Raw genomic sequence first — 23,124 nt, 5'->3', positions numbered from 1 at the left:
CTTCGATCCGTGACGGCAGAAGCGATACCTGCTCCCGATCCTCGCCGACGATATATCCCATGAAAATGGCCGCCCTGTTCCCAAGGCGGCCATCCTATCTGATTTGCCCGGCTTTCCACACAGCCTGTTCCGCCAGGGCTTTGTCAGCAGTCTGGGGGCGGCCCCGCCGCCCTTTCGGCCAAGAGCTGCGGCAAGCGTCGCGGGACCTGTCGAGGCCCTAGTTGATGGGATCGGTTCCAACGTCGGACGTATCCCATACGGACTCCAGCAGCTTGGCGGCGTCCCTGGCGTCGTCCGGCGTGAAGACGATCCCGATGGGAACGTCGCCATTGCGGATGATCAGGGCGACGTTGCCGTCAGGTAACTGAGAGACGCCATCCAGCCGGTCGACCCAGACGCCTTGGATGCCGCCCTCGCCGGGCCCTGTTTCATTCGACATGGATCTCTCCTTCTTTGCTGGTGGCTTGCCCGACCGTAACAGGGTCGGCAGGCCGCTGGCAAAAGCAGGAGTCATTCGGCCCAGAACGCTCCTCCTCACATGCGGTCGCGCCCCGCGGCGTGCCGGCGGAAAACATCGCCGGCATGACCGACATGTCGGCCGCCCTGCGCGACGGACTTCCGATGCGACAATCCGACTCGGCGTCGCCGCGCGCCTGGGATCGAACGTCGCAAAACCGTGAGCGAGCACGGCTTTTCGCCATCCTCGCCCTGCCCCCGAATACGCCCTGCGACAGAAGCGACCCACCGCTCTTGACACAGATCAACCTGGCATCGCCGGTTGATGTATAATGACAAGTACAAATTAATAAGCTCTGTGACTCGATTAGAATAACTTCAGACTGCTGGAACCTTCCATGCCTATGTCTCGCGGAATCGAGTTTCACGGTTTGACCTTGGTGCGATCCTTCAAAAGGATCCCAAGCTTACCTCAAGCACACGAGCGATCCATGAAGCGGTTCTGCGCTTTACCTTCGGAAAATTGAGTGGCTGGTTCGCATGCGGTCGAAACAAACCCCATGCCGAAACTCCGAACGTTCGTTGATTCCGCCGACATCCGGCGGTCGCGTCGACGGCCGTCGCAACAAGATCTTCCTCACGTGTCGGTCCGTGCAATCTCGCTCCCAGTCTTTGCACGACACGTCTTTGCCTGAAAGGAGGCTCCATGGAGCTCTGGGAAAGCCTGTTTTCGAGCGGACACGGCGTAGCCAACGCCCTGTTCGCCGTCTCGTTGGTCGCCGTAACGGGTCTGGCAATCGGCGAGATCAGGCTGTTTGGGATTAAGCTGGGCATTGCCGGCCCGCTCTTCGCCGGCATCTTCTTCGGCTATTTCGGCCTGTCGATGAACGAGCACATGCTCGAATTCATCCGCGAGTTCGGCCTTGCGCTGTTCGTCTACGGCATCGGCAATGCCGTTGGCCCGACCTTCTTTTCGTCCTTTGCCAAGGACGGCCTGCGCCTCAACATTCTGGCCGTTCTGATCGTCGGCGGCGGCGCGTTGATCGCCGTCGGGCTTCACTATGCCTTCAACACGCCCTGGGAGGCCGTGATCGGCCTGTTCTCGGGCGGCACCACCAACACGCCCTCGCTGGCCGCCGGCATCGGCATGCTTGGCCAAGTCGCCGCCACGCCGCAGCAGCTGGCGACGCCTGCGGCGGCCTACGCCGTCGCCTATCCCTTCGGCATCATCGGCATTCTCCTGGTGATGGCGTTGATCCGGATCTTCTTCGGCGTGGCCATTCCGCGCGAGGCCGCGCAATGGGAGGAAAGCCGCCGGTCCAGCCAGAAGGCCCTCGACCGGATGAACATCGAGGTCCGCAACGAGCAGGTGGCCGGCCATACGGTGAGCGAGATCCTCGGCGGCGCCAGCCGCAAGCTGGTGATCAGCCGCGTCTCGCGCGACGGGGTGCAGACCGTGGCGAACGCCGATTTTCGTATTAAGCTCAACGACGTGGTACTGGCCGTCGGCGAGAAGCGGAACCTGCAGGACCTGCAGTGGCTGCTCGGGCAGCCGGCGCGCATCAGCCTGGAGGAGGAGCCGTCGAGCCAGTTGCAGTCGCGGCGCCTGGTGGTGACCCATTCCAGGATGTTCGGCCGGACCATCGGCGAGGTCGATCCGCTCAGGACCTACGGCGTCTCGATCACCCGGCTGAACCGCCAGAGCCTCGAGCTGGTGCCCGACGGCGCCACCCATCTGCAGTTCGGCGACATCCTCATGGTGGTGGGCGAGCGCGGCAAGCTCGACCACTTCGCCGAAGCGATCGGCAACGACGACAAGAGCCTTACCCACGCCCAGGTGATTCCGATCTTCATCGGCCTGGCGCTCGGTGTCCTTTTGGGCAGCATTCCCTTCGCCATTCCCGGGGTCCCCGTGCCGATCAAGCTCGGCCTTGCCGGCGGACCGCTCATCGTGGCGATCCTGCTCTCCCGCCTGGGCAGCATCGGCCCCGTCGTCTGGTTCATGCCGCCGGGCGTCAACCACATCGTCCGCGAACTCGGCATCACCTGCTTCATGGTCTGCGTGGGCATTTATTCCGGGCCGCGGTTCATCAGTTCGATCGTCTCCGGCGACGGTCTGATCTGGATGGCGCAGGCGACGCTCATCACCTTCATTCCGCTGTTCCTCGTCGGCCTGTTCGCCAGGATCTTCCTGAAGCTGAACTACTTGACGCTGTGCGGCGTGCTGTCGGGCACGATGACCGACCCGCCAGCGCTGGCCTTCGCCAACGCCCTGTCGCCGTCGCAGGCCCAGTCGACCGGCTACTCGGCCGTCTATCCTCTGACGATGTGCCTGCGCATCATCGCCCCGCAGCTCATCATTGCGATGCTATGGGGACTGTCCTAGCGGACATCCCACCCCTTGCGGCAACGGCTCGGGCTCGTCCCGGGCCGTTTGCGTTTCAGCCGAAGCGGATATTGACAAGCCCGGCGGACGCGACGAATGTGCCGCCCATGATCAACCGCTGCCTCTCGACCGTGGCCATGCTCACGCCCCTCTCCGGGTGTGCGGGTTTCGTGCGGCCGTAGCGGCCTCGATCATGTTCCGCAGACCCGGCCGAGACGGTCGAAGGGTCTGCAAGCCTTGTCTCCGTCCGGCCCTCACCGATAGGAGACGGACGAATGTCCAACCCCGACAGCGAATCCGAGGACGGGCCGAAAAGTTCGCAGATCGCCGTCCGCGCCAGCCGTCCGGACGACGCGGAAGCGTTGTGCGCCATCCAGAACCTGCCCGGCGTTCGGCGCGGCACGCTGCGCCCGCCGTTTCAACGGCCGGAGGCCACGCGAAAATGGCTGGAAAGCCATGGTCCGGACAAGCTCAACGTGGTGGCCGAAATCGACAGCCGGGTGGTTGGCAGCGCCGACCTCTCCCGCATTGCGGGGCGGCGTCAGCATGTGGCGACCTTGGGCATGATGGTGCACGACGGCCATGTCGGGCGCGGCATCGGGACAACCCTGCTGGCGGCGCTGGTCGACTCGGCCGACAACTGGCTCGACATCCGCCGCATCGAGCTGACGGTCTTCACCGACAACGCACCGGCGATCGCGCTCTATCGCAAATTCGGATTCGAAACCGAGGGAACGCTCCGGGCCTACGCCTTCCGTGACGGCGCCTATGCCGACGTCTTTGCCATGGCGCGCCTGCATCGCATCTGACAGCCGACGCGCGGCGACCTCACTTGCCGCTGCGCTCCGCCCTGAGGCGCGTCCAATGATCGAGACGCTTGGCGAGTTGCGCTTCCAGGCCCCGCCCCGTGGGTCGGTAGAAGGTCTGCCGGCCCATCTCCGTCGGAAAGTAGTCCTGGCCGGAAAAGGCGTCCGGCGTGTCGTGGTCGTAGATATAGCCGGAGCCGTAGCCTTCCGAGGCCATCAGCTTGGTGGGCGCGTTCAGGATGTGCTTGGGCGGCAGCAGCGACCCGTGCTCCTTCGCCGCGCGCTGGGCAGCCTTGAAGGCGGTGTAGACGGCATTCGACTTAGGCGCCGTTGCCAGATAGACGACGGCTTCTGCCAACGCCAGTTCGCCTTCCGGCGACCCCAGATAGTCGTAGGCGTCCTTGGCGGCGTTGGCGATGACCAGCGCCTGGGGATCGGCCAGGCCGATATCCTCGCTCGCCATGCGCACCATGCGGCGGCCGAGATAGAGCGGGTTTTCGCCGGCATCGAGCATGCGCGCGAGATAATAGAGCGCCGCGTCGGGGTCCGAGCCGCGCACCGCCTTGTGCAGAGCCGAGATCAGATTGTAGTGGCCGTCCTGGCCCTTGTCGTAGACCGGCGCCCGGCGCTGCACGATCTCGCGCAGAGCCTCGGCGCCGAACACTTCGCCCGGCTGGGCGGCGCGCCAGACCTCTTCGGCGAGGCTCAACACGGCCCGGCCGTCGCCGTCGGCCAGCCCCACCAGCATCGCCCGGCCCGCCTCGTCGAGCGGCAGTTCGCGCCCCTCGGCGCCCTCCGCCCGCGCCAGCAAAGCCGCAAGGGCCTCCTCGCCCAGCGGCCGGAACACCAGGACGCGGGCGCGCGACAGAAGCGCGGCGTTGAGCTCGAACGACGGATTTTCCGTGGTGGCGCCGACGAGAACGACGGTGCCGTCCTCCATCACCGGCAGAAAGGAGTCCTGCTGCGCCCGATTGAAGCGGTGGATCTCGTCGACGAAGAGCAGCGTCTGGCGTCCGTTGGAGCGGCGCATCCGCGCCGTCTCGAACACCTTTTTCAGGTCGGCCACACCGGAGAAGATCGCCGAGATCTGCTCGAAGGCGTAGTCGACTTCGCCGGCCAGGAGGCGCGCCACGGTGGTCTTGCCGGTGCCGGGCGGCCCCCAGAAGACCATCGAGCCGAGCGTGCCGGCTGCCAGCATCCGGGTCAGCGCACCGCCCTCGGCCGTCAAATGCTCCTGCCCGACCACCTCGGCGAGCCGGGCGGGCCGCAGACGATCGGCCAGCGGCCGCCCCGGGCCGCCGCGATCGGGCGAGGACGGCTCCGTCGATCGCTGCCGTTTGTCTGGAGCCGGCTCCGGGAGAGAGCCGAAGAGATCAGACATGGACGGTTCCGCCTTTCGAGCGCTGGCGCCTTGGGAAGCGCCGATCGGGCGCGTTCCGTTCGGTCATCATATAGGGGCAAGCCCGCTATCGCACCACGCGGCGAATGCGCTGGCCGTTGCGCTCGATCTCAAACTCCCAGCTCCGCGGACGGTCGTTCAGCATCGCCTCCAGGCGCTTGGTGGATTCGATCCGCTGTCCGTTCAGGCTGACGAGAATGTCGTTGGGCTGCAGACCGATCTGCGCGGCGATGGAGCGCGCAGCGACGCCGACGACCACCACGCCGCTCTTGTCTGTCGACATCTCCAGTTCGTTGGCCAGCCGTGGCGAAAGATTTCCGACCTTGGCGCCCGAAAAGGGATTGTTGCCCGACAGCGTGCGCAGATCACGCGGCGGCACTTCCGGTGCCTCGATCAGCGCGACCTTCACGGTCTCGTGGTCGTCGCCGGAGAGCACGTCCAGCGATACCGTCTGGCCCACTCCGCTGGTGGCGAAGCGATAGCCCAGGGCGTCCGGTCCATCCACGGCGAAGCCGTCGACGGCGAGCACCACCTCGCCGGGCTGAAGGCCGGCCTTGGCCGCCGGGCTGTCCGGCGTCACGTCCTGGACCAGTGCGCCGGTCGGGCGTGGCAGACCGACAGCCTCGGCGATGTCGGCCGTCACCGGGGCAAAGCTCGCACCGACATAGGGCCGCTCGAACGGCCGGCCCTGTCGCGCGGCGTCGACGAAGACGCCCACCATGTTGGAAGGAATCGCGAAGCCGATGCCGTTAGAGCCGCCCGAACGCGAGAAGATCGCGGTGTTGACGCCGACAAGGCGCCCTTCCATGTCGATCAGTGCGCCGCCGGAGTTGCCCGGATTGATCGCCGCATCGGTCTGGATGAAATAGCCATAGTCGTCGACGCCGATGTGGGTGCGGGCGAGCGCCGACACGATGCCGCTCGTCACCGTCTGGCCGATGCCGAACGGATTGCCGATGGCCAGGACCAGATCGCCGATCTCCAGCTGGTCTGAATCGGCGAGAGCGATCGTCGGAAAATCCTCGTCGCCCTCGATGCGCAGAACGGCCAGATCCGCCTGCGCGTCCTTGGTCAGGATGTCGGCGTCGAATTCACGTCCGTCGGCGAGCGACACCTTCACCTCGTCGGCATCGTCGATGACGTGGTTGTTGGTGATGATGAGCCCGCTTTTGTCGACAATGACGCCGGAGCCCAGCGACTGCTCGATGCGCGGGCGGGCGTTGAAGCGTCCGCCGAAGAAGCGCTCGAAGAACGGGTCGCCGGCAAAGGGCGATCGCGTCGGCACCGTGCGGGCGGCATAGACGTTGACGACAGCCGGGGCCGTCGCCTTGACCAGCGGTGCAAAGGACAGCTGCATCTGCGCCTTGTCCGACGGCACCGTCCGCTCGGGCTGCGGATCGACCGGCATCGACGGGATCGGCGGCGGCGGCGCTGCCTGTGCTACGATCACCGGATCCGAGACAGAATGTGCCGGGACGGGCTCTGACGGCTGCGTTTCGGAAAGTTGCGCGGCGCTCGCTTCGTCGTTCGTTGCGTGCCGACCGGCTGACAGGCCTTCGAACGCCCATTTGCCTCCGCCGGAAACGGCGAAGATCGCAACGACGATGACGAGAACCGCGAGAAGCAGGGAGGTTTTGAATTTCACCGGAAGATCCTGAGATGAGTGTGGCGCTTTGCAGCCGCACGATCATCCCGGCGATAACTCAGAATAAAGTCGTGAAAAAGGGGCCTGGGCGGCCCCTTACTCAGATGTAATTTTTCAGGCTGGCCTACTGCCCGACGATAGCGACCTCCGAGGCGGATGCCGCCTCAGGCAGATCAGCGGTCGCGTAGCTTGCGGTCAGCACGCCAAAAGCGGCAATGGCACCAAGCAGGGTCAGGAGCGTCCGGCGCATCGAGAATTCGCCTCTCGAGAGATCAGTTTCGATATTTTGCATGAGATTCGTTGAGCCCGGGTTAACGTTGCCGCATTTTTGCCGGCATTGACTTTTCGTTACCCGTTGAATGCAGTTGAAGCCCAAAAGGTTGCGCTGCGAGATCAATTTTATCCCGCTTCGACGCGGGCTCTCCATTCGCACGCTTTACCCTCCGGCGCTATCGCCGTTTTGCCACAGCGGGCCGGGTTTGCACCGATTTGATCGGTCACTGTTATCACGCTCTTTCGGGGCGCCTCCGCGCAGATCCGGGCCTTCGGGATCAGACGAGCTTGCGCTCGATCAGCGCCTGGCCCGTGGCCGCCACAGCCTCGGCCGCATCGCGCAACGCCACGCCCAAGATCGTCCTCGCCGGCTGCGTGTCGTAGGTTCGCTTCGACCCCAATTCGGGCACTGCCTGACGGATCTGCGGAGAAACGAACGCGGCCGCCTTCACCGCCCAGTCGGGCAAGGTGAAGCGCGGCATGCGCGCGCGGTATTCGGGAAACCGGTCGGCGATAATCTCGCCGATCTCGCGGAGCGTCAGGCTCTCCGCGGCGAGGATGAAGCGGCGGCCCGGCGCCTCGGGCGACAACAGCAGCGCCGCCACATGCGCGGCCGTGACATCGCGGACGTCGACGATCCCCAGCGCAATATCGGGAACCGCCGGCATGCGCCCCTTCATCATCGTCCGCACAATCTCGATCGATGCCGCGAAGTCGTCATCGAGCAGCGGCCCCAAGACCAGAACCGGATTGATCGTGACGAACTCGACCGCGCTGCCACGCAGCGCTTCGCGTGCCGCCTGTTCGGCCAGCGTCTTGGAGACCGCGTAGGGCGAAATCGCGTCGCTGTCGACGTTGGAGAAATCCGCCTCGCCCAGAGGTCGCGTGAGCGCGGCGGAATGGCCGTATCCGACGGCGGCGATCGACGAGGTCATCACCACGCGCTCGGCTCCGGCTTGCTTGGCCGCCCGCATGACGCGCACGGCGCCGTCGCGCGCGGTGGGAACCAGCGCAAACTTGTCGCGCGGCTGCGCCATCGGAAAGGGCGAGGCCATGTGGAGGATGAAGCGACAGCCGCTTGCGGCTTCGCTCCAGCCGGTATCCTGTCCGAGGTCAGCTTCGACGATCTCCAGCCGCGCGGTGTCTGCACCGTTATGCCGCAGCGTCTCCCGTGTGGCGTCTCCCTTTGCAGCCGATCGCACGGTGGCCCGCACGCGATATCCGCGCTGAAGCAGATCGAGCGCGACGAACTTCGCGATAAAGCCCGAAAGGCCAGTCAAAAGCACACGGTCATCGGTCGACCGGAAGCTTTCCGGCATCTCGCTCACGGCAGCCATCGACCTCTCCCCTCCCGATCGGATCGCGGCTCGATTATCGGCCATCCGCCAAAACGACAAAAGGGGGCGCAAGGCCCCCTTCCCTGATGGTCGCAACGATCGGGATCGATCAGGCCGATTCGCCCTCGGCGGCTTCGGCCTCCAGCCGGGCGCGATCGATTGCGCCACGGGCCTCAGGATCGCGATCGACGAATTCGATCACCGCCATCGGCGCATTGTCGCCGCGCCGGAAACCGGCCTTCAGAACGCGGGTGTAGCCGCCGTTGCGGCCGACATAGCGCGAGGCAAGCGTATCGAACAGCTTGCGGACCGCGACCTCGTCGCGGGTCTGCGAGATCGCCTGACGACGCGCGTGCAGGTCGCCGCGCTTGCCCAGCGTCACCAGCTTTTCGACGATCGGACGCAGGTCCTTCGCCTTGGGCAGCGTGGTGACGATCTGCTCGTGGACGATGAGCGAAGCGGCCATGTTGGCGAACATCGCTTTGCGGTGGCTGGCGGTGCGGTTGAGCTTCCGTCCGCGATTGGCGTGGCGCATGAGTCTCTATCCTTGACAGTGCTCCGGCTTGAGCCGGTGGTCGGTATCTTTGCGTCCCTGCCTTGGGAAACCCGAGACAGGTCGCCGTGCCTTTGAATGATTGCGAAAGGTCCCGGCGGCTTGCGCCACCGGGACCAGCAGTTTCCTCAGTATTGGTCTTCGTAGCGCTTGGCGAGGTCGTCGATATTCTCGGGCGGCCAGGCGCTGACTTCCATGCCGAGATGGAGACCCATGGAGGCGAGAACCTCCTTGATCTCGTTCAGCGACTTGCGGCCGAAGTTCGGAGTACGCAGCATCTCCGCCTCGGTCTTCTGAATGAGGTCGCCGATATAGACGATGTTGTCGTTCTTCAGGCAATTGGCCGAGCGAACCGACAGTTCCAGCTCGTCGACCTTCTTGAGCAGCGCCGGGTTGAAGGCGAGCTCCGCCATCTGCTCTTCGCCGCCGCCGCGAGCCTCGCGCTGCGGCTCCTCGAAATTCACGAACACCGACAGCTGGTCCTGCAGAATGCGTGCGGCATAGGCCACGGCATCCTCGCCGGTGATCGAGCCGTCGGTCTCGATCTGCATGGTGAGCTTGTCCTTGTTCAGGTCCTGCCCCTCACGGGTGTTCTCGACCTTGTAGGACACCTTCTTCACCGGCGAGAACAGGCTGTCGACCGGGATCAACCCGATCGGCGCATCCTCGGCGCGGTTCTGGTCGGCCGGGACGTAGCCCTTGCCGTTGTTGACGGTGAACTCGATGCGGATCTCCGCGCCTTCGTCCAGCGTGCAGATCTCATGCTCGGGGTTGAGCACTTCGACATCGCCAACGGTCTGGATATCGCCCGCCCGGACGACCGCCGGCCCCTGCTTACGCAGCACCATCCGCTTCGGGCCTTCGCCCTCCTTACGGATCGCGATCTCCTTGATGTTCAGCACGATGTCGGTGACGTCCTCGCGCACACCGGCGATCGAGGAGAACTCATGCAGCACGCCGTCGATCTGGATCGCGGTGATCGCGGCGCCCTGCAGCGAGGACAGGAGCACGCGACGAAGCGCATTGCCGAGCGTCAGGCCGAAGCCGCGCTCCAGAGGCTCAGCCGTCAGCGTCACCTTCGTGCGGCTTCCATCGCCCTTGAAGACAACCTGGTTCGGCTTGGTCAAATTTTGCCAATTGCTTGAAATCATGGCAGCAGCCTTTCAGTTTCCTCGCCACCATCCAATCGTGGCGATGGGTCTGCAGGAAGCCAGCGCCTCCCATACGGCCAAAGGGGCCGGACGACGCCCGGCCCACTGCGCGGCGTCAGACGCGGCGCTTCTTGCGCGGCCGCACGCCATTGTGCGGGATCGGCGTCACGTCGCGGATCGAGGTGATCGTAAACCCAGCCGCCTGAAGCGCCCGAAGAGCCGACTCACGACCCGAGCCCGGCCCCGACACCTCGACCTCGAGGGTGCGCATGCCATGCTCCTGGGCCTTCTTGGCCGCGTCCTCGGCGGCGATCTGCGCGGCGAACGGCGTCGACTTGCGCGATCCCTTGAAACCCTGAGACCCCGCCGACGACCAGGCAATCGCATTGCCCTGGGCGTCCGTAATGGTGATCAGCGTGTTGTTGAACGAGGAGTTGACGTGGGCCACGCCCGACGTGATGTTCTTGCGCTCACGACGGCGAACGCGCTGTGTGTCTTTAGCCATTCCTGATCCTTGATATCATCACCGCCGTAGTGCCGGCGGCTCCACCGCGGCCGCGCCTCACAGCGCGCGACCGGACTTACTTCTTCTTGCCGGCGATCGCCTTGGCCGGACCCTTGCGGGTGCGGGCGTTGGTGTGCGTGCGTTGGCCGCGAACCGGCAGGCCGCGACGATGACGCAGGCCGCGATAGCAGCCCAGATCCATCAGCCGCTTGATGTTCATCGCCGTCTCGCGGCGGAGATCGCCCTCGACCTGATAGTCGCGGTCGATGATCTCACGAATCTGGAGAACCTCCGCGTCGCTCAGGTCATGCACGCGACGCTCGTCGCCGATGTTGACCTTGCTGACGATTTCCTTGGCGAAGGTGGGGCCGATGCCGTGAATGTACTGCAGCGCGATCACAACGCGCTTGTTGGTCGGGATGTTGACGCCAGCGATACGGGCCACGTCCGTTCTCCTCAGATTGTTCAGGGCCAGTCGGCCCATGCCGTGCATTGGCGGGACCCAACAGGCGAAAACGACCGGCCGGGTTTCCCTTGCGGTACCCGCGCCAATCGCTCAATTTCGCGAATAGGCGCGACATATAGGTTGCCTCAAGGCTCGGTGTCAACAGCCGACACCACCTTATCCAGGCCCGCTGATCGCGGTCTTCGTAACGCCGCAGCCGGGATGCCCCTCCGCGCCGCTCCAATTTGTTCTGTCCGACCGCCAGCGCCATAAGATGCGGCGGGGCCTTCGGACATTCGCTGCCTCTAGGAGGCGACGATTCGCTCGATGGCTGCCGTCACGTCGTCGATCGGCTGCATGCCGTCGATCGTCCGCAGCAGCCCCTTGCAGTAATAGAAGCCGAGCAGCGGCGACGTGTCCTTGTAGTAGGTGCGCAGACGAGTCTGCATCGTCTCGGCATTGTCGTCGGGCCGACGCTTGAACTCCGTCCCGCCGCAGACATCGCAGACACTGTCGACCTCAGGCCGCCGGTCCTGATCGTGATAGACGGCCCCGCAGGTCGCACAGGTGAAGCGGCCCGAAACGCGATGCACCAGAACGTCGTCGTCGACCCGGACCTCGATCACGTGATCGAGCGACTGTCCCAGCTCGGCGAGCATCTTGTCCGCCGCATCGGCCTGAACCAGCGTCCGCGGATAGCCGTCGAAGATGAATCCGTTGGCGCAGTCCGGCTGGCCGATTCGCTCGGCCACGATGGCGTTCACGATGTCATCGGAAACCAGATTTCCGGCATCCATGACAGCCTTGGCGCGAAGCCCGACTTCCGTCTTCGCCGCCACCGCCGCGCGAAGCATGTCTCCCGTCGAGAGCTGTGGGATCTTGTACTTCTGCACGAGGCGGTGCGCCTGCGTTCCCTTACCGGCCGCAGGCGGTCCCACCAGGATCAATCTCATCGCGTGCCTCGCCGTCCTCCGCGCAGTTTCGCCTTCTTGACCAAGCCCTCGTACTGATGCGCCAGGAGGTGGCCCTGGATCTGGGCAACGGTGTCCATCGTCACGCTGACGACGATCAGGAGCGACGTTCCGCCCAGGTAGAACGGCACGCCGGCGGCTGAGATCAGGAACTCCGGCAACATGCAGATGAGGATCAGGTAGATCGCGCCGAGCACGGTGATGCGCGTCAGCACGTAGTCGATGTATTCGGCCGTCCGCTCGCCCGGACGAATGCCCGGAATGAAGCCGCCGTGGCGCTTCAGATTGTCGGCCGTATCCTTCGGATTGAAGACAACCGCCGTGTAGAAGAAGGCAAAGAAGCCGATCAGCGCCGCGTAGATGATCATGTAGAGCGGCTGGCCGTGACCGAGCGACGCGATGATCGCCGTCGCCCATCCCGGCAGCGTCGAGGTGTCGGCGAAGTTCGCCACGGTCACCGGCAGAAGCAGCAGCGACGAGGCGAAGATCGGCGGGATGACGCCCGAGGTGTTCAGCTTGAGCGGCAAATGCGACGTGTCGCCCTGGAACATGCGGTTGCCGACCTGGCGCTTCGGATACTGGATCAGAAGACGCCTCTGCGCACGCTCCATGAAGACGATGAAGGCGACGCAGGCGATCGCCACCACGATGACGCCGAGAATAATCCCGGTCGACAGCGCGCCGGTGCGGCCCAGCTCAAGCAGACGGGCGACCGCGCTCGGAAGATTGGCCACGATGCCGGTGAAGATGATCAACGAGATGCCGTTGCCAATGCCGCGCGAGGTGATCTGCTCACCCAGCCACATCAGGAACATCGTGCCGCCGACCAGGGTGATCACCGTGGAAACGCGGAAGAACCAGCCCGGATCGACGACGATGTTGTTGGCCTGCTCCAGCCCTGCGGCGATGCCATAGGCCTGCACGGTCGCCAACAACACGGTGCCGTAGCGAGTGTATTGATTGATGATCTTGCGGCCCTGCTCGCCCTCCTTCTTGAGGCTCTCGAGCGAGGGGACCACCGAGGTCATCAGCTGAATGATGATCGACGCGGAGATGTAGGGCATGATGCCCAGCGCGAAGATCGCCATGCGCTTGACCGCGCCGCCGGCGAACATGTTGAACAGGCCAAGGATGCCCGTCGACTGCTGCTGGAAGGCCTGCGAGAAGGCATCCGGATTGATACCCGGCATGGGAATGTAAGTTCCCAGCCGATAGACGACGAGCGCACCCAGCGTGAACCAGATGCGCTTCTTGAGATCCTCGGCTTTGGAGAAAGCCGAGAAATTGAGATTGGCGGCAAGTTGTTCCGCAGCCGAAGCCATCGCAAAATCCTCAAGTCGAAGGTCAGCGTCCGGCCGAAACGTTCGGCCGCAAGCGGCACACGGTCAAAAGCCTAAGCGGTCGCTTCGGCCTTCACCTCGGTCGTCACCGATCCGCCGGCCTTTTCAACCTTTTCGATGGCCGTCTTCGACGCTCCCGCGACGACAATGTCAAGCTTGGCCGACAATTCGCCGTCGCCGAGCAACCGGACGCCATCCTTCGGACGGCGCACGATACCAGCCGTCTTCAGGCTCGACACGTCGATCTTCTGCGACGCGTCGAGCTTGCCGGCATCCACCGCCTGCTGCAGGCGGCCAACCGACACGACGTTGTAGTTCTTGGCGAAAATGTTGGTGAAACCGCGCTTGGGCAGGCGCCGATAGAGCGGCATCTGGCCACCCTCGAACGCATTGAGCGCCACGCCGGAGCGCGACTTCTGGCCCTTCACGCCACGGCCGCCGGTCTTGCCGAGGCCGGAGCCGATACCGCGACCGACGCGCTTGCGAGAATGCGTCGCGCCGTCCTTGTCGGAAAGTTCGTTGAGTTTCATCTGACAGTCTCCCGGCTCAGGCTTCGTCGACGACGCGGACGAGGTGCTGAACCTTGGCGATCATGCCGCGGACAGCCGGAGTATCCTCCAGCGTGCGACGGCGATTCATCTTATTGAGACCGAGGCCGATCAGCGTCTTCTGCTGCACGTCGGGACGGCGCAGCGGACTGCCGATCTGCTCGACGGTCACGGTCTTGCTCGCGGGCTTCTTGGCGGCCATCTGGAGGCTCCTTCGTCAACTGCGGCGGTTCGCGTCTCGCGCCCCGCCTTTCGATCAGTCTTCCGCGCCCACCAGGTCGCGGCGGCGAGCCTGAAGCGTCGAATACTTGATTCCACGCTTGGCGGCGACGTCTTTCGGATGCATCTGGTGCTTCAGCGCATCGAACGTGGCCCGCACCATGTTGTACGGGTTGGACGAGCCCAGCGACTTGGCCACCACGTCGTGCATGCCGACGGCCTCGAACACGGCGCGCATCGGACCACCGGCGATGATGCCGGTACCGGCTTCGGCCGAGCGAAGCAGGACGCGGCCCGCGCCATGGCGGCCGGCGACGTCGTGATGCAGCGTGCGCGCCTCGCGCAGCGGCACGAAGATCATGTCGCGCTTGGCGGCTTCCGTGGCCTTGCGAATCGCCTCGGGCACCTCACGCGCCTTGCCGTGGCCGAAGCCGACCCGGCCCTTCAGGTCGCCGACGACGACGAGCGCGGCGAAGCCGAAACGGCGGCCACCCTTGACCACCTTGGCGACGCGATTGATATGGACGAGACGATCGACAAACCCGTCGTCGCGCTCGTCGCGGTCATTCCGTTCATTCCTTGGCGCCATGATCCTGTCCTTGTTCTTTTCCGGAGGCGTCAAACATTTAAAAGCGGCCAAGTGGCCGCTTTCGGCGATCAGGCGGTCCGTCGTGCGGTCCGCCTTAGAAGTTCAGTCCGCCTTCGCGGGCCGAATCGGCCAGCGCCTTGACGCGGCCGTGATAGATGAAAGAGCCGCGGTCGAACACCACGTCCGTGACGCCGGCTTCCTTGGCCCGCTCGGCCAGGAGCTTTCCGACGGCAGCGGCGGCAGCGGTATCGGCGCCGGTCTTCAAGTCGCTGCGCAGCGTCGGCTCGAGCGTCGAGGCCGAAGCCAGCGTCCGACCGACCGAATCGTCGATGACCTGCGCATAGATGTTCTTCGACGAGCGATGAACGGAAAGGCGCGGGCGGCCGCCAGCGACCGCTTTCAAGGCCCGGCGAACGCGCGAGGCGCGACGCCTGGTGATTTCCTTAGGGGTAGCCATGATCAGAAGCCTTACTTCTTCTTGCCTTCCTTGCGGACGATCGTCTCGTTCGCGTACTTCACGCCCTTGCCCTTGTAGGGCTCGGGGCCGCGATATTCGCGGATCTCGGCAGCGACCTGTCCGACCTGCTGCTTGTCGATCCCCGACACGATGATCTCCGTGGGCCGCGGCACCTGGATCTGAATGCCTTCCGGCACCTGGTAAATGACGTCGTGGCTGAAGCCAAGAGCCAGCTGCAGGTTCTTGCCCTGCATCGCGGCGCGATAGCCGACGCCGTTGATCTCGAGGCGCTTTTCGAAGCCGTCCTTCACACCCTTGCAGATGTTGGCGATCATCGTGCGCGACATGCCCCACTTGGAGCGTGCCTCCTTCGACTGATCGCGCGGATCGACCTTGACGCCGCCCTCTTCCATCTTGACCAGAACTTCCTCGTTCACCACGAAGGAGAGTTCGCCCTTCGGCCCCTTGGCCTTGACGGTCTGGCCCTCGACGGAAACCGAGACGCCGTCAGGAACCACAACGGGCTTTTTTCCTATGCGAGACATCGTACAACCTGTCCGTTCGTAAGGATCGTCGCTGCGTCAGACGACGCGGCAAAGGACCTCGCCGCCCACGTTCTGCTCGCGAGCAGCGTGGTCGGCCATGACGCCCTTCGGAGTCGACAGCACCGAGATCCCCAGCCCGTTGGCCACATGCGGGATCGTCTTCGCCGAAACGTAGACGCGACGGCCGGGCTTGGAGATGCGAGCGATCTCGCGGATCACCGGCGCACCCTCGAAATACTTGAGCTCGATCTCGAACTCCGACTTTCCGTTGCCGTAGTCGGTCACCGAATAGCCGCGGATATAGCCCTCGTCCTTGAGGACGTCGAGAACGCGGCCGCGCAGCTTGGAGGCCGGCGTGGTGACGGAGCTCTTGTTGCGCATCACCGCGTTGCGGATGCGGGTCAGCATATCGCCGAGAGGATCTGACAAAGCCATCGGACGTCTCCCTTACCAGCTCGACTTGACGACGCCGGGCACTTTGCCCTCGTTGCCAAGGTCACGCAGCGCGATACGGCTCATCTTGAGCTTGCGATAGTAGGCGCGCGGACGACCCGTCACCTCGCAGCGGTTGCGCAGGCGCACCCGGGCGCTGTTGCGCGGCAGCTCGGCAAGCTCCAACTGCGCCTTGAAGCGCTCTTCCATCGGCGCCTCGGCGTTCTTGGCGATCGCCTTCAGCTCGGCCCGCTTGGAAGCGTAACGCTTCACCATGCGCTCGCGGCGCTTGTTCTTCTCGATGGCGCTTTTCTTGGCCATGATGTGATCCTTTTCTCGCCGCCGTTACTGACGGAACGGGAAGTTGAACGCCGTCAAGAGCGCCCGGGCTTCGTCGTCGGTTTCCGCCGTCGTACAGACGATGATGTCCATTCCCCAGATCTGATCGACCTTGTCGTAATTGATCTCGGGGAACACGATGTGCTCCTTCAGGCCCATGGCGAAGTTGCCGTGACCATCGAAGCTCTTGGGGTTGAGGCCCCGGAAGTCGCGGACGCGCGGCAGAGCGATCTGCACGACACGATCCAGGAACTCATACATGCGCTCGCGCCGCAGGGTGACCTTGGCGCCGATCGGCATGCCCTCGCGCAGCTTGAAGCCGGCGATCGACTTGCGGGCGCGGGTCACCACCGCCTTCTGGCCGGTGATCTGCGCGAGATCGTCGGCGGCCACCGAGGGCTTCTTGGAATCGCCGGTCGATTCGCCGACGCCCATGTTGACCACGATCTTGTCGATACGCGGGATCTGCATCTCGTTCGCGTAACCGAACTTTTCTTTCATCTGCTGGCGCACCGTGTCGCGGTAGTACCGCTTCAGGCGCGGCTCATAAGCCGTTGCTGCTTCAGCCATCGATCTGTGCTCCCGAACGCTTGGCGATGCGCACCTTGCGGCCATCGTCCAGAATCTTGATACCAACCCGCGTCGCCTTGCCGTCGTCGGGATCGGCCAGCGCCAAGTTCGACAAATGGATCGGCGCTTCCTTGGCGACGATGCCGGCCTCCTGGCTGGCAGTCTGCTTCTGGTGGCGGCGAACCATGTTGATGCCGCGCACCACGGCGCGGTCTTCCTTCGGCTTGACCTGGATCACTTCGCCGCTGCGGCCCTTGTCCTTGCCGGCCAGCACGACGACGGTGTCGCCTTTTTTGATCTTTTGCATCGTGCGGTTCCTTTAAAGCACTTCGGGCGCCAGCGAGATGATCTTCATGTGGCTCTTGGCGCGCAGCTCGCGCGGCACAGGGCCGAAGATACGCGTGCCGACCGGCTCCTTCTTGTTGTCGACCAGCACCGCCGCATTGCGGTCGAACCGGATGACAGAGCCGTCGGGCCGCCGGATGTCCTTCGCGGTCCTGACGACCACGGCCTTCATCACGTCGCCCTTCTTCACGCGGCCCCGCGGAATGGCCTCCTTGACGGAGACGACAATGATGTCGCCCACCGAGGCATACTTCCGCTTCGAGCCGCCCAGCACCTTGATGCACATGACACGACGGGCGCCGGAATTGTCAGCGACGTCGAGGTTTGTTTGCATCTGAATCATGTCAGGCCGCCTTCAAATGTCTGACGCTGAGAGTGGCCGCTGCCACCCCCGGCACTATCAATCAACCTGCTGCCACTTCGTCCTTGAGGACGGTCCAGCACTTGTCCTTCGAGATCGGCCGCGTCTCCTGGATGGAGACGATGTCGCCGACCTTGCATTCGTTCAGCTCGTCATGCGCCTTATATTTCTTCGAGCGGCGCACCGTCTTCTTGAACAAGGGGTGCGTAAAGCGCCGCTCAACCAGCACGACGACCGTCTTGTCGTTCTTGTCGGAGACCACCGTCCCCTGCAAAACGCGTTTCGGCATTGTTGATCCTCAGGCCTTTGCCTCGGCCGCCTTCTGGCGGGCGATGGTCTTGATCCGCGCGATGTCGCGACGCACCTGGCGCACGCGGGCGGTGTTTTCGAGCTGACCCGTGGCCCGCTGGAAGCGCAGGTTGAACTGCTCCTTCTTCAGCTTCGCCAGTTCGTCGACGAGTTCGTCCTGGGTCTTCGTCTTGATCTCGGAGGCTTTCATCCCGGATCCTCCTATTCAGCGATGCGCTGGATAAAGCGCGTCTTGATCGGCAGCTTGGCGGCGCCGAGCCGCAGCGCCTCGCGCGCGACATCCTCGGCAACGCCGTCGATCTCGAACATGATGCGTCCGGGATGGACCCGGGCGGCCCAGAAATCGACGGAGCCCTTGCCCTTACCCATGCGGACTTCGGTCGGCTTGGAGGTGACCGGCAGGTCCGGGAAGATGCGGATCCAGACGCGGCCCTGGCGCTTCATCTGGCGGGTGATCGCGCGGCGGGCCGCCTCGATCTGCCGAGCGGTCACCCGCTCCGGCTCCATCGCCTTCAGGCCGAACGCGCCGAAGTTGAGGGTGGAACCGCCCTTGGCCGTGCCGTGAATGCGCCCCTTGAACGCCTTGCGATATTTCGTGCGCTTTGGCTGCAACATTTCTTATCGACTCCGAAATTCTCGCTCAGGCGTGCTCGCGGCGACGCGAGCTGCCCTGGCTGTCACCCTCGACCGCACGGCGCTCGGAGGCCATCGGATCGTGCTCAAGGATCTCGCCCTTGAAGATCCAGACCTTGACCCCGCACACGCCATAAGCGGTGTGAGCCTCGGCCGTGCCATAGTCGACGTCGGCGCGCAGCGTATGCAGCGGCACGCGGCCTTCGCGGTACCACTCCATGCGCGCGATCTCAGCGCCGCCGAGACGGCCCGCGCAGTTGATGCGGATGCCCTCGGCGCCGAGACGCATCGCCGACTGAACGGCGCGCTTCATGGCGCGGCGGAACGCGACGCGGCGCTCCAACTGCTGGGCGATCGACTGAGCAACCAGGGTCGCGTCGGTCTCAGGCTTGCGCACCTCGACGATGTTGATGTGCGTTTCGGCATCGGTCATCCGCGCCAGCTTGCGGCGCAGCTTCTCGATGTCGGCGCCCTTCTTGCCGATGACGATGCCCGGACGCGCCGAGTGGATCGTGATCCGGCACTTCTTGTGCGGCCGCTCGATGACGATCTTCGACACCGCGGCCTGCTTCAGCTCCTCCATCAGGAACTCGCGGATCTTCAGATCCTCATGAAGCAAGGTGCCGTATTCGCCGGTATTGGCGTACCAACGCGAATCCCAGGTGCGGTTGATGCCGAGCCGAAGGCCGGTCGGATTGACTTTCTGACCCATCAGGCGGCCTCCTCTTCGACTTCGCGCACCACAATGGTGAGGTGCGAGAATGGCTTCTCAACGCGACTGGCCCGGCCACGACCGCGGGTGTGGAAACGCTTCATGGTGATCGACTTGCCGACATAGGCTTCGGCCACCACCAGCGCGTCGACGTCGAGATCGTGATTGTTCTCGGCGTTCGCAATGGCGCTTTCCAGCGTCTTCTTCACCGTCTCGGCGATCCGCTTGCGCGAGAAGGTCAGATCGGCCAGCGCCGTCTCGACCTTCTTGCCGCGGATCATCTGCGCGACGAGATTGAGCTTCTGGGGGCTGACCCGGATCGTACGGGCAACCGCCTTAGCCTCGTTGTCCTTCAGCCGGCGCTCGGCCTTCGGCTTGCCCATGTTACTTCCTCTTCGCCTTCTTGTCGGCGCCGTGGCCGTAATAGGTGCGGGTCGGCGCGAACTCGCCGAACTTGTGTCCCACCATGTCCTCGTTGACCGACACCGGGATGTGCTTGTTGCCGTTGTAGACGCCGAAGGTCAGGCCGACGAACTGAGGCAGGATGGTGGAGCGACGGCTCCACATCTTGATCACCTCGTTGCGGCCGCCCTCGCGAACCTTGTCGGCCTTCTTCAGGAGGTATCCGTCGACAAACGGACCTTTCCAAACGGAACGTGCCATGAGACGAGCCTCTTATTTCTTGCGCTGATGGCGCGAACGCTGGATGTACTTGTCGGTCGACTTGTTGTGCCGCGTCCGCTTGCCCTTGGTCGGCTGACCCCAGGGCGTGACCGGATGACGGCCACCCGAGGTGCGGCCTTCACCACCACCATGCGGATGATCGACCGGGTTCATGGCGACGCCGCGCACATGCGGCCGCTTGCCGAGCCAGCGTGAGCGGCCCGCCTTGCCGAGATTGATGTTGCCGTGGTCGGGGTTCGACACCGCACCGATGGTGGCCAGGCACGAGCCCGGGACCAGGCGCTGCTCGCCCGAGTTCAACCGCAGCATGGCCATGCCCTGCTCGCGGCCGACCAGCTGGGCGTAGCTGCCCGCCGAACGCGCGATCTGGCCGCCCTTCTCCGGCTTCATCTCCACATTGTGGATGATGGTGCCGACCGGGATCGCCGACAGCGGCATCGCGTTGCCCGGCTTCACGTCGATGCCGGACAGACCCGAAATCACGCTATCGCCGACCGCGAGGCGCTGCGGCGCCAGGATATAGGCCAGCTCGCCATCCTCGTATCGGATCAGCGCGATGAACGCGGTCCGGTTCGGATCGTACTCGAGCCGCTCGACCGTGCCCGCCACATCGAACTTGCGACGCTTGAAATCGATGCGCCGATAGGTCCGCTTGTGGCCGCCGCCCTGATAGCGCGCCGTCACGCGGCCGCGATTGTTGCGTCCACCCTTCTGCGTCAGCCCTTCGGTGAGCTGCTTGACGGGCTTGCCTTTCCACAGCGCCGAGCGATCGACGAGAACCAGCTGGCGCTGGCTCGGCGTGGTCGGTTTGAAGTTCTTCAATGCCATGACTGAATTCCTATGGCCCGCGCTTAAAGACCGGTCGACACGTCGATCGACTGACCTTCCGCCAGCGTCACGATGGCCTTTTTCTGGTCGCTCTGGCGACCGACGCGGCCGCGGAAACGCTTCACCTTGCCCTTGCGGATCAGCGTATTGACGGAGGTGACCTTCACCCCGAACAGGCTCTCGACCGCCGCCTTGATCTCAGGCTTGGTCGCCGTCGTCGGGACGTTGAAGACCACCTTGTTGAACTCCGAGACCATCGTCGATTTCTCGGTGATCACGGGGCTCGTGATGATGTCGTAGTGGCGAAGGTTGCTCATTTGAAGCGCTCCTCCAGAGCCTCGACCGCTGCCTTGGACAGGACCAGCGTCCGGCGCCGCAGAATGTCATAGACGTTGATGCCCTGAACCGGCAGCACGTCGATGTGCGCGAGGTTGCGCGCCGCACGGCTGAAGTTCTCGTCGAGCTCGGCGCCGCCGATCAGCAGCGCGTTGTTCAGGCCGAGCGAGGCAAACTTAGTCGCCATCGCCTTGGTCTTGGCCTCGGCCGCCGCGAGTTCGTCGACGACGATCAGGCTTTCCGCCTTCACCTTCGCCGAAAGAGCGTGCTTGAGCGCCAGCGCACGGACCTTCTTGGGCAGGTCGTGAGCATGGCTGCGGACGACCGGGCCGTGCGCCTTGCCACCGCCGCGGAACTGCGGGGCGCGGGCGGCGCCGTGACGGGCGCGGCCGGTGCCCTTCTGCCGGTACAGCTTGGCACCGGTGCGGGCGATCTCCGAGCGGCCCTTGCTCTTGTGCGTGCCCTGCTGACGACGCGCCAGCTGCCAGCGCACCATGCGCTGCAGAATGTCGTCGCGCGGCTCCAGGCCGAAGATCTCGTCGGCCAGGCTCACCGTGCCGGCGTCACCGCCGTCGAGCGTTTTGATCGTTACGTCCATTTTCTTATTCCGCCCCTTCGGAAGCTTCCGCCGCCTCGGCGCCGTTGGCCGCCGAGCGCAGCGCCGCAGGCTTCGGCGCATTCTCAGGCAGCATTGCCTTGACCGCATCGCGGATGAGGATCCAGCCGCCCTTCGAGCCCGGCACGGCGCCGCGAACGAGGATCAGGCCCTTGTCCGCATCGGTGCGCACCACCTCGAGGTTCTGCGCCGTCACTCGCGTCTGGCCCATATGGCCGGCCATCTTCTTGTTCTTGAAGACCTTGCCGGGGTCCTGGCGCTGGCCGGTCGAACCGTGGGAACGGTGCGAGACCGACACGCCGTGGGTGGCGCGCAGACCACCGAAATTGTGCCGCTTCATGGCACCGGCGAAGCCCTTACCGATCGACGTGCCCGTCACGTCGACCTTCTGGCCGGCGACGAAGTGGTCGGCGGTGATTTCGGCACCGACGTCGATCATGTTGTCGTCGGAGACGCGGAACTCGGCCAGCTTGCGCTTCGGCTCGACGCTCGCCTGAGCGAAGACGCCGCGCATCGACTTCGACGTATTCTTGACCTTGGCGAGCCCGGCACCGAGCTGAACGGCGGTGTAGCCGTTCTTCTCCTGCGTGCGCTGAGCCACGACCTGGCAGTTCTCGACCTTGAGAACGGTCACCGGCACATGTTCTCCCGCCTCGTTGTAGACGCGGGTCATGCCGACCTTCTGTGCAATCACACCTGAACGCATGGCGCTATCCTTCTCGTGCCCGGATCAGAGCTTGATCTCGACGTCGACGCCGGCAGCCAGATCCAGCTTCATCAGCGCATCAACCGTCTGCGGGGTCGGATCGACGATGTCGAGAAGACGCTTGTGGGTGCGCATCTCGAACTGCTCGCGCGACTTCTTGTCGATGTGCGGCGAGCGGTTCACCGTGAACTTTTCAATGCGGGTCGGCAGCGGAATGGGTCCGCGCACATTCGCACCCGTGCGCTTCGCCGTCGAGACGATCTCACGCGTCGAGGCGTCGAGGACCCGGTGGTCGAAGGCCTTCAGGCGGATGCGGATATTCTGGCCGTTCATTGCGTTCGTCCTCTCGTCGGAAGCTTTGCCATTACCGAGGCGCCTTCCGAGCGCTTGTCATTCTTCAGCCAATTCAAACGGAACGCCCCATTGGGCGTGCCTTCTGCCCCGAAGGGCAAAAGAAGGGCGCGACCCGATGAGGGCCGGGTCGCGCCCCCTAACCTGCGCCTACTCGACGATCGAGGAGACGATACCGGCGCCGACGGTGCGGCCGCCTTCGCGGATGGCGAAGCGCAGCTTCTCTTCCATCGCGATCGGCACGATCAGCGTCACGTCCATCGTCACGTTGTCGCCC

Annotated in this window: 35 protein-coding genes; 2 read left to right on the top strand and 33 right to left on the bottom strand. The window is 64.4% G+C overall.

The window, feature by feature from the left end; genetic code table 11:
• Positions 1–217: 217 nt before the first annotated feature.
• Positions 218–439: a hypothetical protein gene (locus SMD10_RS22820; protein ID WP_331688050.1), complete on the bottom strand. Its 222-nt coding sequence runs from the start codon at positions 437–439 to the stop codon at positions 218–220.
• Positions 440–1,162: 723 nt separating this feature from the next.
• Between SMD10_RS22820 and SMD10_RS22815 the strand changes: the two genes are divergently transcribed.
• Positions 1,163–2,842, top strand: coding sequence for a putative transporter (locus tag SMD10_RS22815; protein ID WP_331688049.1), 1,680 nt, complete (start codon positions 1,163–1,165; stop codon positions 2,840–2,842).
• 275 nt (positions 2,843–3,117) lie between these two features.
• Positions 3,118–3,651, top strand: coding sequence for a GNAT family N-acetyltransferase (locus SMD10_RS22810; RefSeq protein WP_331688048.1), 534 nt, complete (start codon positions 3,118–3,120; stop codon positions 3,649–3,651).
• Positions 3,652–3,670: 19 nt separating this feature from the next.
• Here SMD10_RS22810 and SMD10_RS22805 read toward each other — a convergent pair whose 3' ends face one another.
• The 32 genes from SMD10_RS22805 to SMD10_RS22650 form a co-directional block, all read right to left on the bottom strand.
• Complete coding sequence (locus SMD10_RS22805; RefSeq protein WP_331688047.1) at positions 3,671–5,029, bottom strand: replication-associated recombination protein A; 1,359 nt, start codon at positions 5,027–5,029, stop codon at positions 3,671–3,673.
• A gap of 85 nt (positions 5,030–5,114) precedes the next feature.
• Entirely contained in the window at positions 5,115–6,455 is a 1,341-nt protein-coding gene (locus SMD10_RS22800) for a Do family serine endopeptidase (RefSeq protein ID WP_432757303.1), read from the bottom strand.
• Positions 6,456–6,816: 361 nt separating this feature from the next.
• Positions 6,817–6,984, bottom strand: coding sequence for a hypothetical protein (locus tag SMD10_RS22795; RefSeq protein ID WP_331688045.1), 168 nt, complete (start codon positions 6,982–6,984; stop codon positions 6,817–6,819).
• A gap of 259 nt (positions 6,985–7,243) precedes the next feature.
• Positions 7,244–8,302: an NAD-dependent epimerase/dehydratase family protein gene (locus SMD10_RS22790; RefSeq protein WP_331688044.1), complete on the bottom strand. Its 1,059-nt coding sequence runs from the start codon at positions 8,300–8,302 to the stop codon at positions 7,244–7,246.
• 109 nt (positions 8,303–8,411) lie between these two features.
• Positions 8,412–8,837, bottom strand: a complete 426-nt coding sequence (rplQ, locus tag SMD10_RS22785; protein WP_331688043.1) for a 50S ribosomal protein L17 — start codon at positions 8,835–8,837, stop codon at positions 8,412–8,414.
• 146 nt (positions 8,838–8,983) lie between these two features.
• Positions 8,984–10,006 (bottom strand): DNA-directed RNA polymerase subunit alpha, encoded by a 1,023-nt coding sequence (locus SMD10_RS22780; RefSeq protein WP_331688042.1) that lies wholly within the window; start codon positions 10,004–10,006, stop codon positions 8,984–8,986.
• Between the two features lie 115 nt (positions 10,007–10,121).
• Positions 10,122–10,511 (bottom strand): 30S ribosomal protein S11, encoded by a 390-nt coding sequence (gene rpsK, locus SMD10_RS22775; protein ID WP_078708305.1) that lies wholly within the window; start codon positions 10,509–10,511, stop codon positions 10,122–10,124.
• A 76-nt stretch (positions 10,512–10,587) separates the two neighbouring features.
• Positions 10,588–10,956 (bottom strand): 30S ribosomal protein S13, encoded by a 369-nt coding sequence (gene rpsM, locus SMD10_RS22770; protein WP_331688041.1) that lies wholly within the window; start codon positions 10,954–10,956, stop codon positions 10,588–10,590.
• Positions 10,957–11,261: 305 nt separating this feature from the next.
• Positions 11,262–11,909, bottom strand: a complete 648-nt coding sequence (locus SMD10_RS22765) for an adenylate kinase (protein WP_331688040.1) — start codon at positions 11,907–11,909, stop codon at positions 11,262–11,264.
• Positions 11,906–13,249: a preprotein translocase subunit SecY gene (secY, locus tag SMD10_RS22760; protein WP_331688039.1), complete on the bottom strand. Its 1,344-nt coding sequence runs from the start codon at positions 13,247–13,249 to the stop codon at positions 11,906–11,908. The genes SMD10_RS22765 and secY overlap by 4 nt, the downstream gene beginning before the upstream one ends.
• A gap of 71 nt (positions 13,250–13,320) precedes the next feature.
• Complete coding sequence (gene rplO / locus SMD10_RS22755; RefSeq protein WP_331688038.1) at positions 13,321–13,797, bottom strand: 50S ribosomal protein L15; 477 nt, start codon at positions 13,795–13,797, stop codon at positions 13,321–13,323.
• A gap of 16 nt (positions 13,798–13,813) precedes the next feature.
• Positions 13,814–14,017, bottom strand: coding sequence for a 50S ribosomal protein L30 (rpmD, locus tag SMD10_RS22750; protein WP_331688037.1), 204 nt, complete (start codon positions 14,015–14,017; stop codon positions 13,814–13,816).
• A 54-nt stretch (positions 14,018–14,071) separates the two neighbouring features.
• Positions 14,072–14,623: a 30S ribosomal protein S5 gene (gene rpsE, locus SMD10_RS22745; RefSeq protein ID WP_331688036.1), complete on the bottom strand. Its 552-nt coding sequence runs from the start codon at positions 14,621–14,623 to the stop codon at positions 14,072–14,074.
• Positions 14,624–14,717: 94 nt separating this feature from the next.
• The gene (gene rplR, locus SMD10_RS22740; protein WP_331688035.1) at positions 14,718–15,080 is read right to left on the bottom strand and encodes a 50S ribosomal protein L18; all 363 of its coding nucleotides are present in this window, start codon (positions 15,078–15,080) and stop codon (positions 14,718–14,720) included.
• Positions 15,081–15,091: 11 nt separating this feature from the next.
• Positions 15,092–15,625: a 50S ribosomal protein L6 gene (gene rplF / locus SMD10_RS22735; RefSeq protein ID WP_331688034.1), complete on the bottom strand. Its 534-nt coding sequence runs from the start codon at positions 15,623–15,625 to the stop codon at positions 15,092–15,094.
• Positions 15,626–15,661: 36 nt separating this feature from the next.
• Positions 15,662–16,060 carry a 30S ribosomal protein S8 gene (gene rpsH / locus SMD10_RS22730; RefSeq protein WP_331688033.1) on the bottom strand — a complete coding sequence of 133 codons (399 nt, stop codon included), beginning with the start codon at positions 16,058–16,060 and terminating at the stop codon, positions 15,662–15,664.
• 12 nt (positions 16,061–16,072) lie between these two features.
• Entirely contained in the window at positions 16,073–16,378 is a 306-nt protein-coding gene (gene rpsN / locus SMD10_RS22725; RefSeq protein ID WP_331688032.1) for a 30S ribosomal protein S14, read from the bottom strand.
• A gap of 24 nt (positions 16,379–16,402) precedes the next feature.
• A complete protein-coding gene (gene rplE, locus SMD10_RS22720) occupies positions 16,403–16,966 on the bottom strand; it encodes a 50S ribosomal protein L5 (RefSeq protein WP_331688031.1) in 564 nt (187 codons plus the stop codon).
• Positions 16,959–17,273 (bottom strand): 50S ribosomal protein L24, encoded by a 315-nt coding sequence (gene rplX, locus SMD10_RS22715; RefSeq protein ID WP_331688030.1) that lies wholly within the window; start codon positions 17,271–17,273, stop codon positions 16,959–16,961. The genes rplE and rplX overlap by 8 nt, the downstream gene beginning before the upstream one ends.
• 12 nt (positions 17,274–17,285) lie before the next feature.
• The gene (rplN, locus tag SMD10_RS22710; RefSeq protein ID WP_331688029.1) at positions 17,286–17,654 is read right to left on the bottom strand and encodes a 50S ribosomal protein L14; all 369 of its coding nucleotides are present in this window, start codon (positions 17,652–17,654) and stop codon (positions 17,286–17,288) included.
• Between the two features lie 61 nt (positions 17,655–17,715).
• Positions 17,716–17,961 (bottom strand): 30S ribosomal protein S17, encoded by a 246-nt coding sequence (gene rpsQ, locus SMD10_RS22705; RefSeq protein ID WP_331688028.1) that lies wholly within the window; start codon positions 17,959–17,961, stop codon positions 17,716–17,718.
• A gap of 9 nt (positions 17,962–17,970) precedes the next feature.
• The gene (gene rpmC / locus SMD10_RS22700; RefSeq protein WP_331688027.1) at positions 17,971–18,171 is read right to left on the bottom strand and encodes a 50S ribosomal protein L29; all 201 of its coding nucleotides are present in this window, start codon (positions 18,169–18,171) and stop codon (positions 17,971–17,973) included.
• 11 nt (positions 18,172–18,182) lie between these two features.
• On the bottom strand, positions 18,183–18,596 hold the full coding sequence (rplP, locus tag SMD10_RS22695; protein WP_331688026.1) for a 50S ribosomal protein L16: 414 nt from the start codon (positions 18,594–18,596) through the stop codon (positions 18,183–18,185).
• Positions 18,597–18,621: 25 nt separating this feature from the next.
• Complete coding sequence (gene rpsC / locus SMD10_RS22690; protein WP_331688025.1) at positions 18,622–19,326, bottom strand: 30S ribosomal protein S3; 705 nt, start codon at positions 19,324–19,326, stop codon at positions 18,622–18,624.
• Positions 19,326–19,709, bottom strand: a complete 384-nt coding sequence (rplV, locus tag SMD10_RS22685) for a 50S ribosomal protein L22 (RefSeq protein ID WP_331688024.1) — start codon at positions 19,707–19,709, stop codon at positions 19,326–19,328. Before rplV ends, rpsC begins: the two co-directional genes overlap by 1 nt.
• 1 nt (position 19,710) lies before the next feature.
• Positions 19,711–19,989 (bottom strand): 30S ribosomal protein S19, encoded by a 279-nt coding sequence (gene rpsS, locus SMD10_RS22680; RefSeq protein WP_331688023.1) that lies wholly within the window; start codon positions 19,987–19,989, stop codon positions 19,711–19,713.
• A 12-nt stretch (positions 19,990–20,001) separates the two neighbouring features.
• On the bottom strand, positions 20,002–20,838 hold the full coding sequence (gene rplB / locus SMD10_RS22675; RefSeq protein ID WP_331688022.1) for a 50S ribosomal protein L2: 837 nt from the start codon (positions 20,836–20,838) through the stop codon (positions 20,002–20,004).
• Positions 20,839–20,861: 23 nt separating this feature from the next.
• Positions 20,862–21,155, bottom strand: coding sequence for a 50S ribosomal protein L23 (locus SMD10_RS22670; protein WP_331688021.1), 294 nt, complete (start codon positions 21,153–21,155; stop codon positions 20,862–20,864).
• Complete coding sequence (rplD, locus tag SMD10_RS22665) at positions 21,152–21,772, bottom strand: 50S ribosomal protein L4 (RefSeq protein WP_331688020.1); 621 nt, start codon at positions 21,770–21,772, stop codon at positions 21,152–21,154. Before rplD ends, SMD10_RS22670 begins: the two co-directional genes overlap by 4 nt.
• Before the next feature lie 4 nt (positions 21,773–21,776).
• Positions 21,777–22,496, bottom strand: coding sequence for a 50S ribosomal protein L3 (rplC, locus tag SMD10_RS22660; protein ID WP_331688019.1), 720 nt, complete (start codon positions 22,494–22,496; stop codon positions 21,777–21,779).
• A 24-nt stretch (positions 22,497–22,520) separates the two neighbouring features.
• Positions 22,521–22,829 (bottom strand): 30S ribosomal protein S10, encoded by a 309-nt coding sequence (rpsJ, locus tag SMD10_RS22655; protein ID WP_007066362.1) that lies wholly within the window; start codon positions 22,827–22,829, stop codon positions 22,521–22,523.
• Between the two features lie 168 nt (positions 22,830–22,997).
• Positions 22,998–23,124 (bottom strand): EF-Tu C-terminal domain-related protein (locus SMD10_RS22650; protein ID WP_331688051.1); only part of this gene is annotated, 127 nt, incomplete at its 5' end.

The organism is Consotaella aegiceratis (genome assembly GCF_036541425.1).
In the GTDB taxonomy this organism is placed as follows: domain Bacteria; phylum Pseudomonadota; class Alphaproteobacteria; order Rhizobiales; family Rhizobiaceae; genus Consotaella; species Consotaella aegiceratis.
Note: the sequence above shows the minus strand (reverse complement) of the source record. Positions and strands in the feature narration are given on the sequence as shown.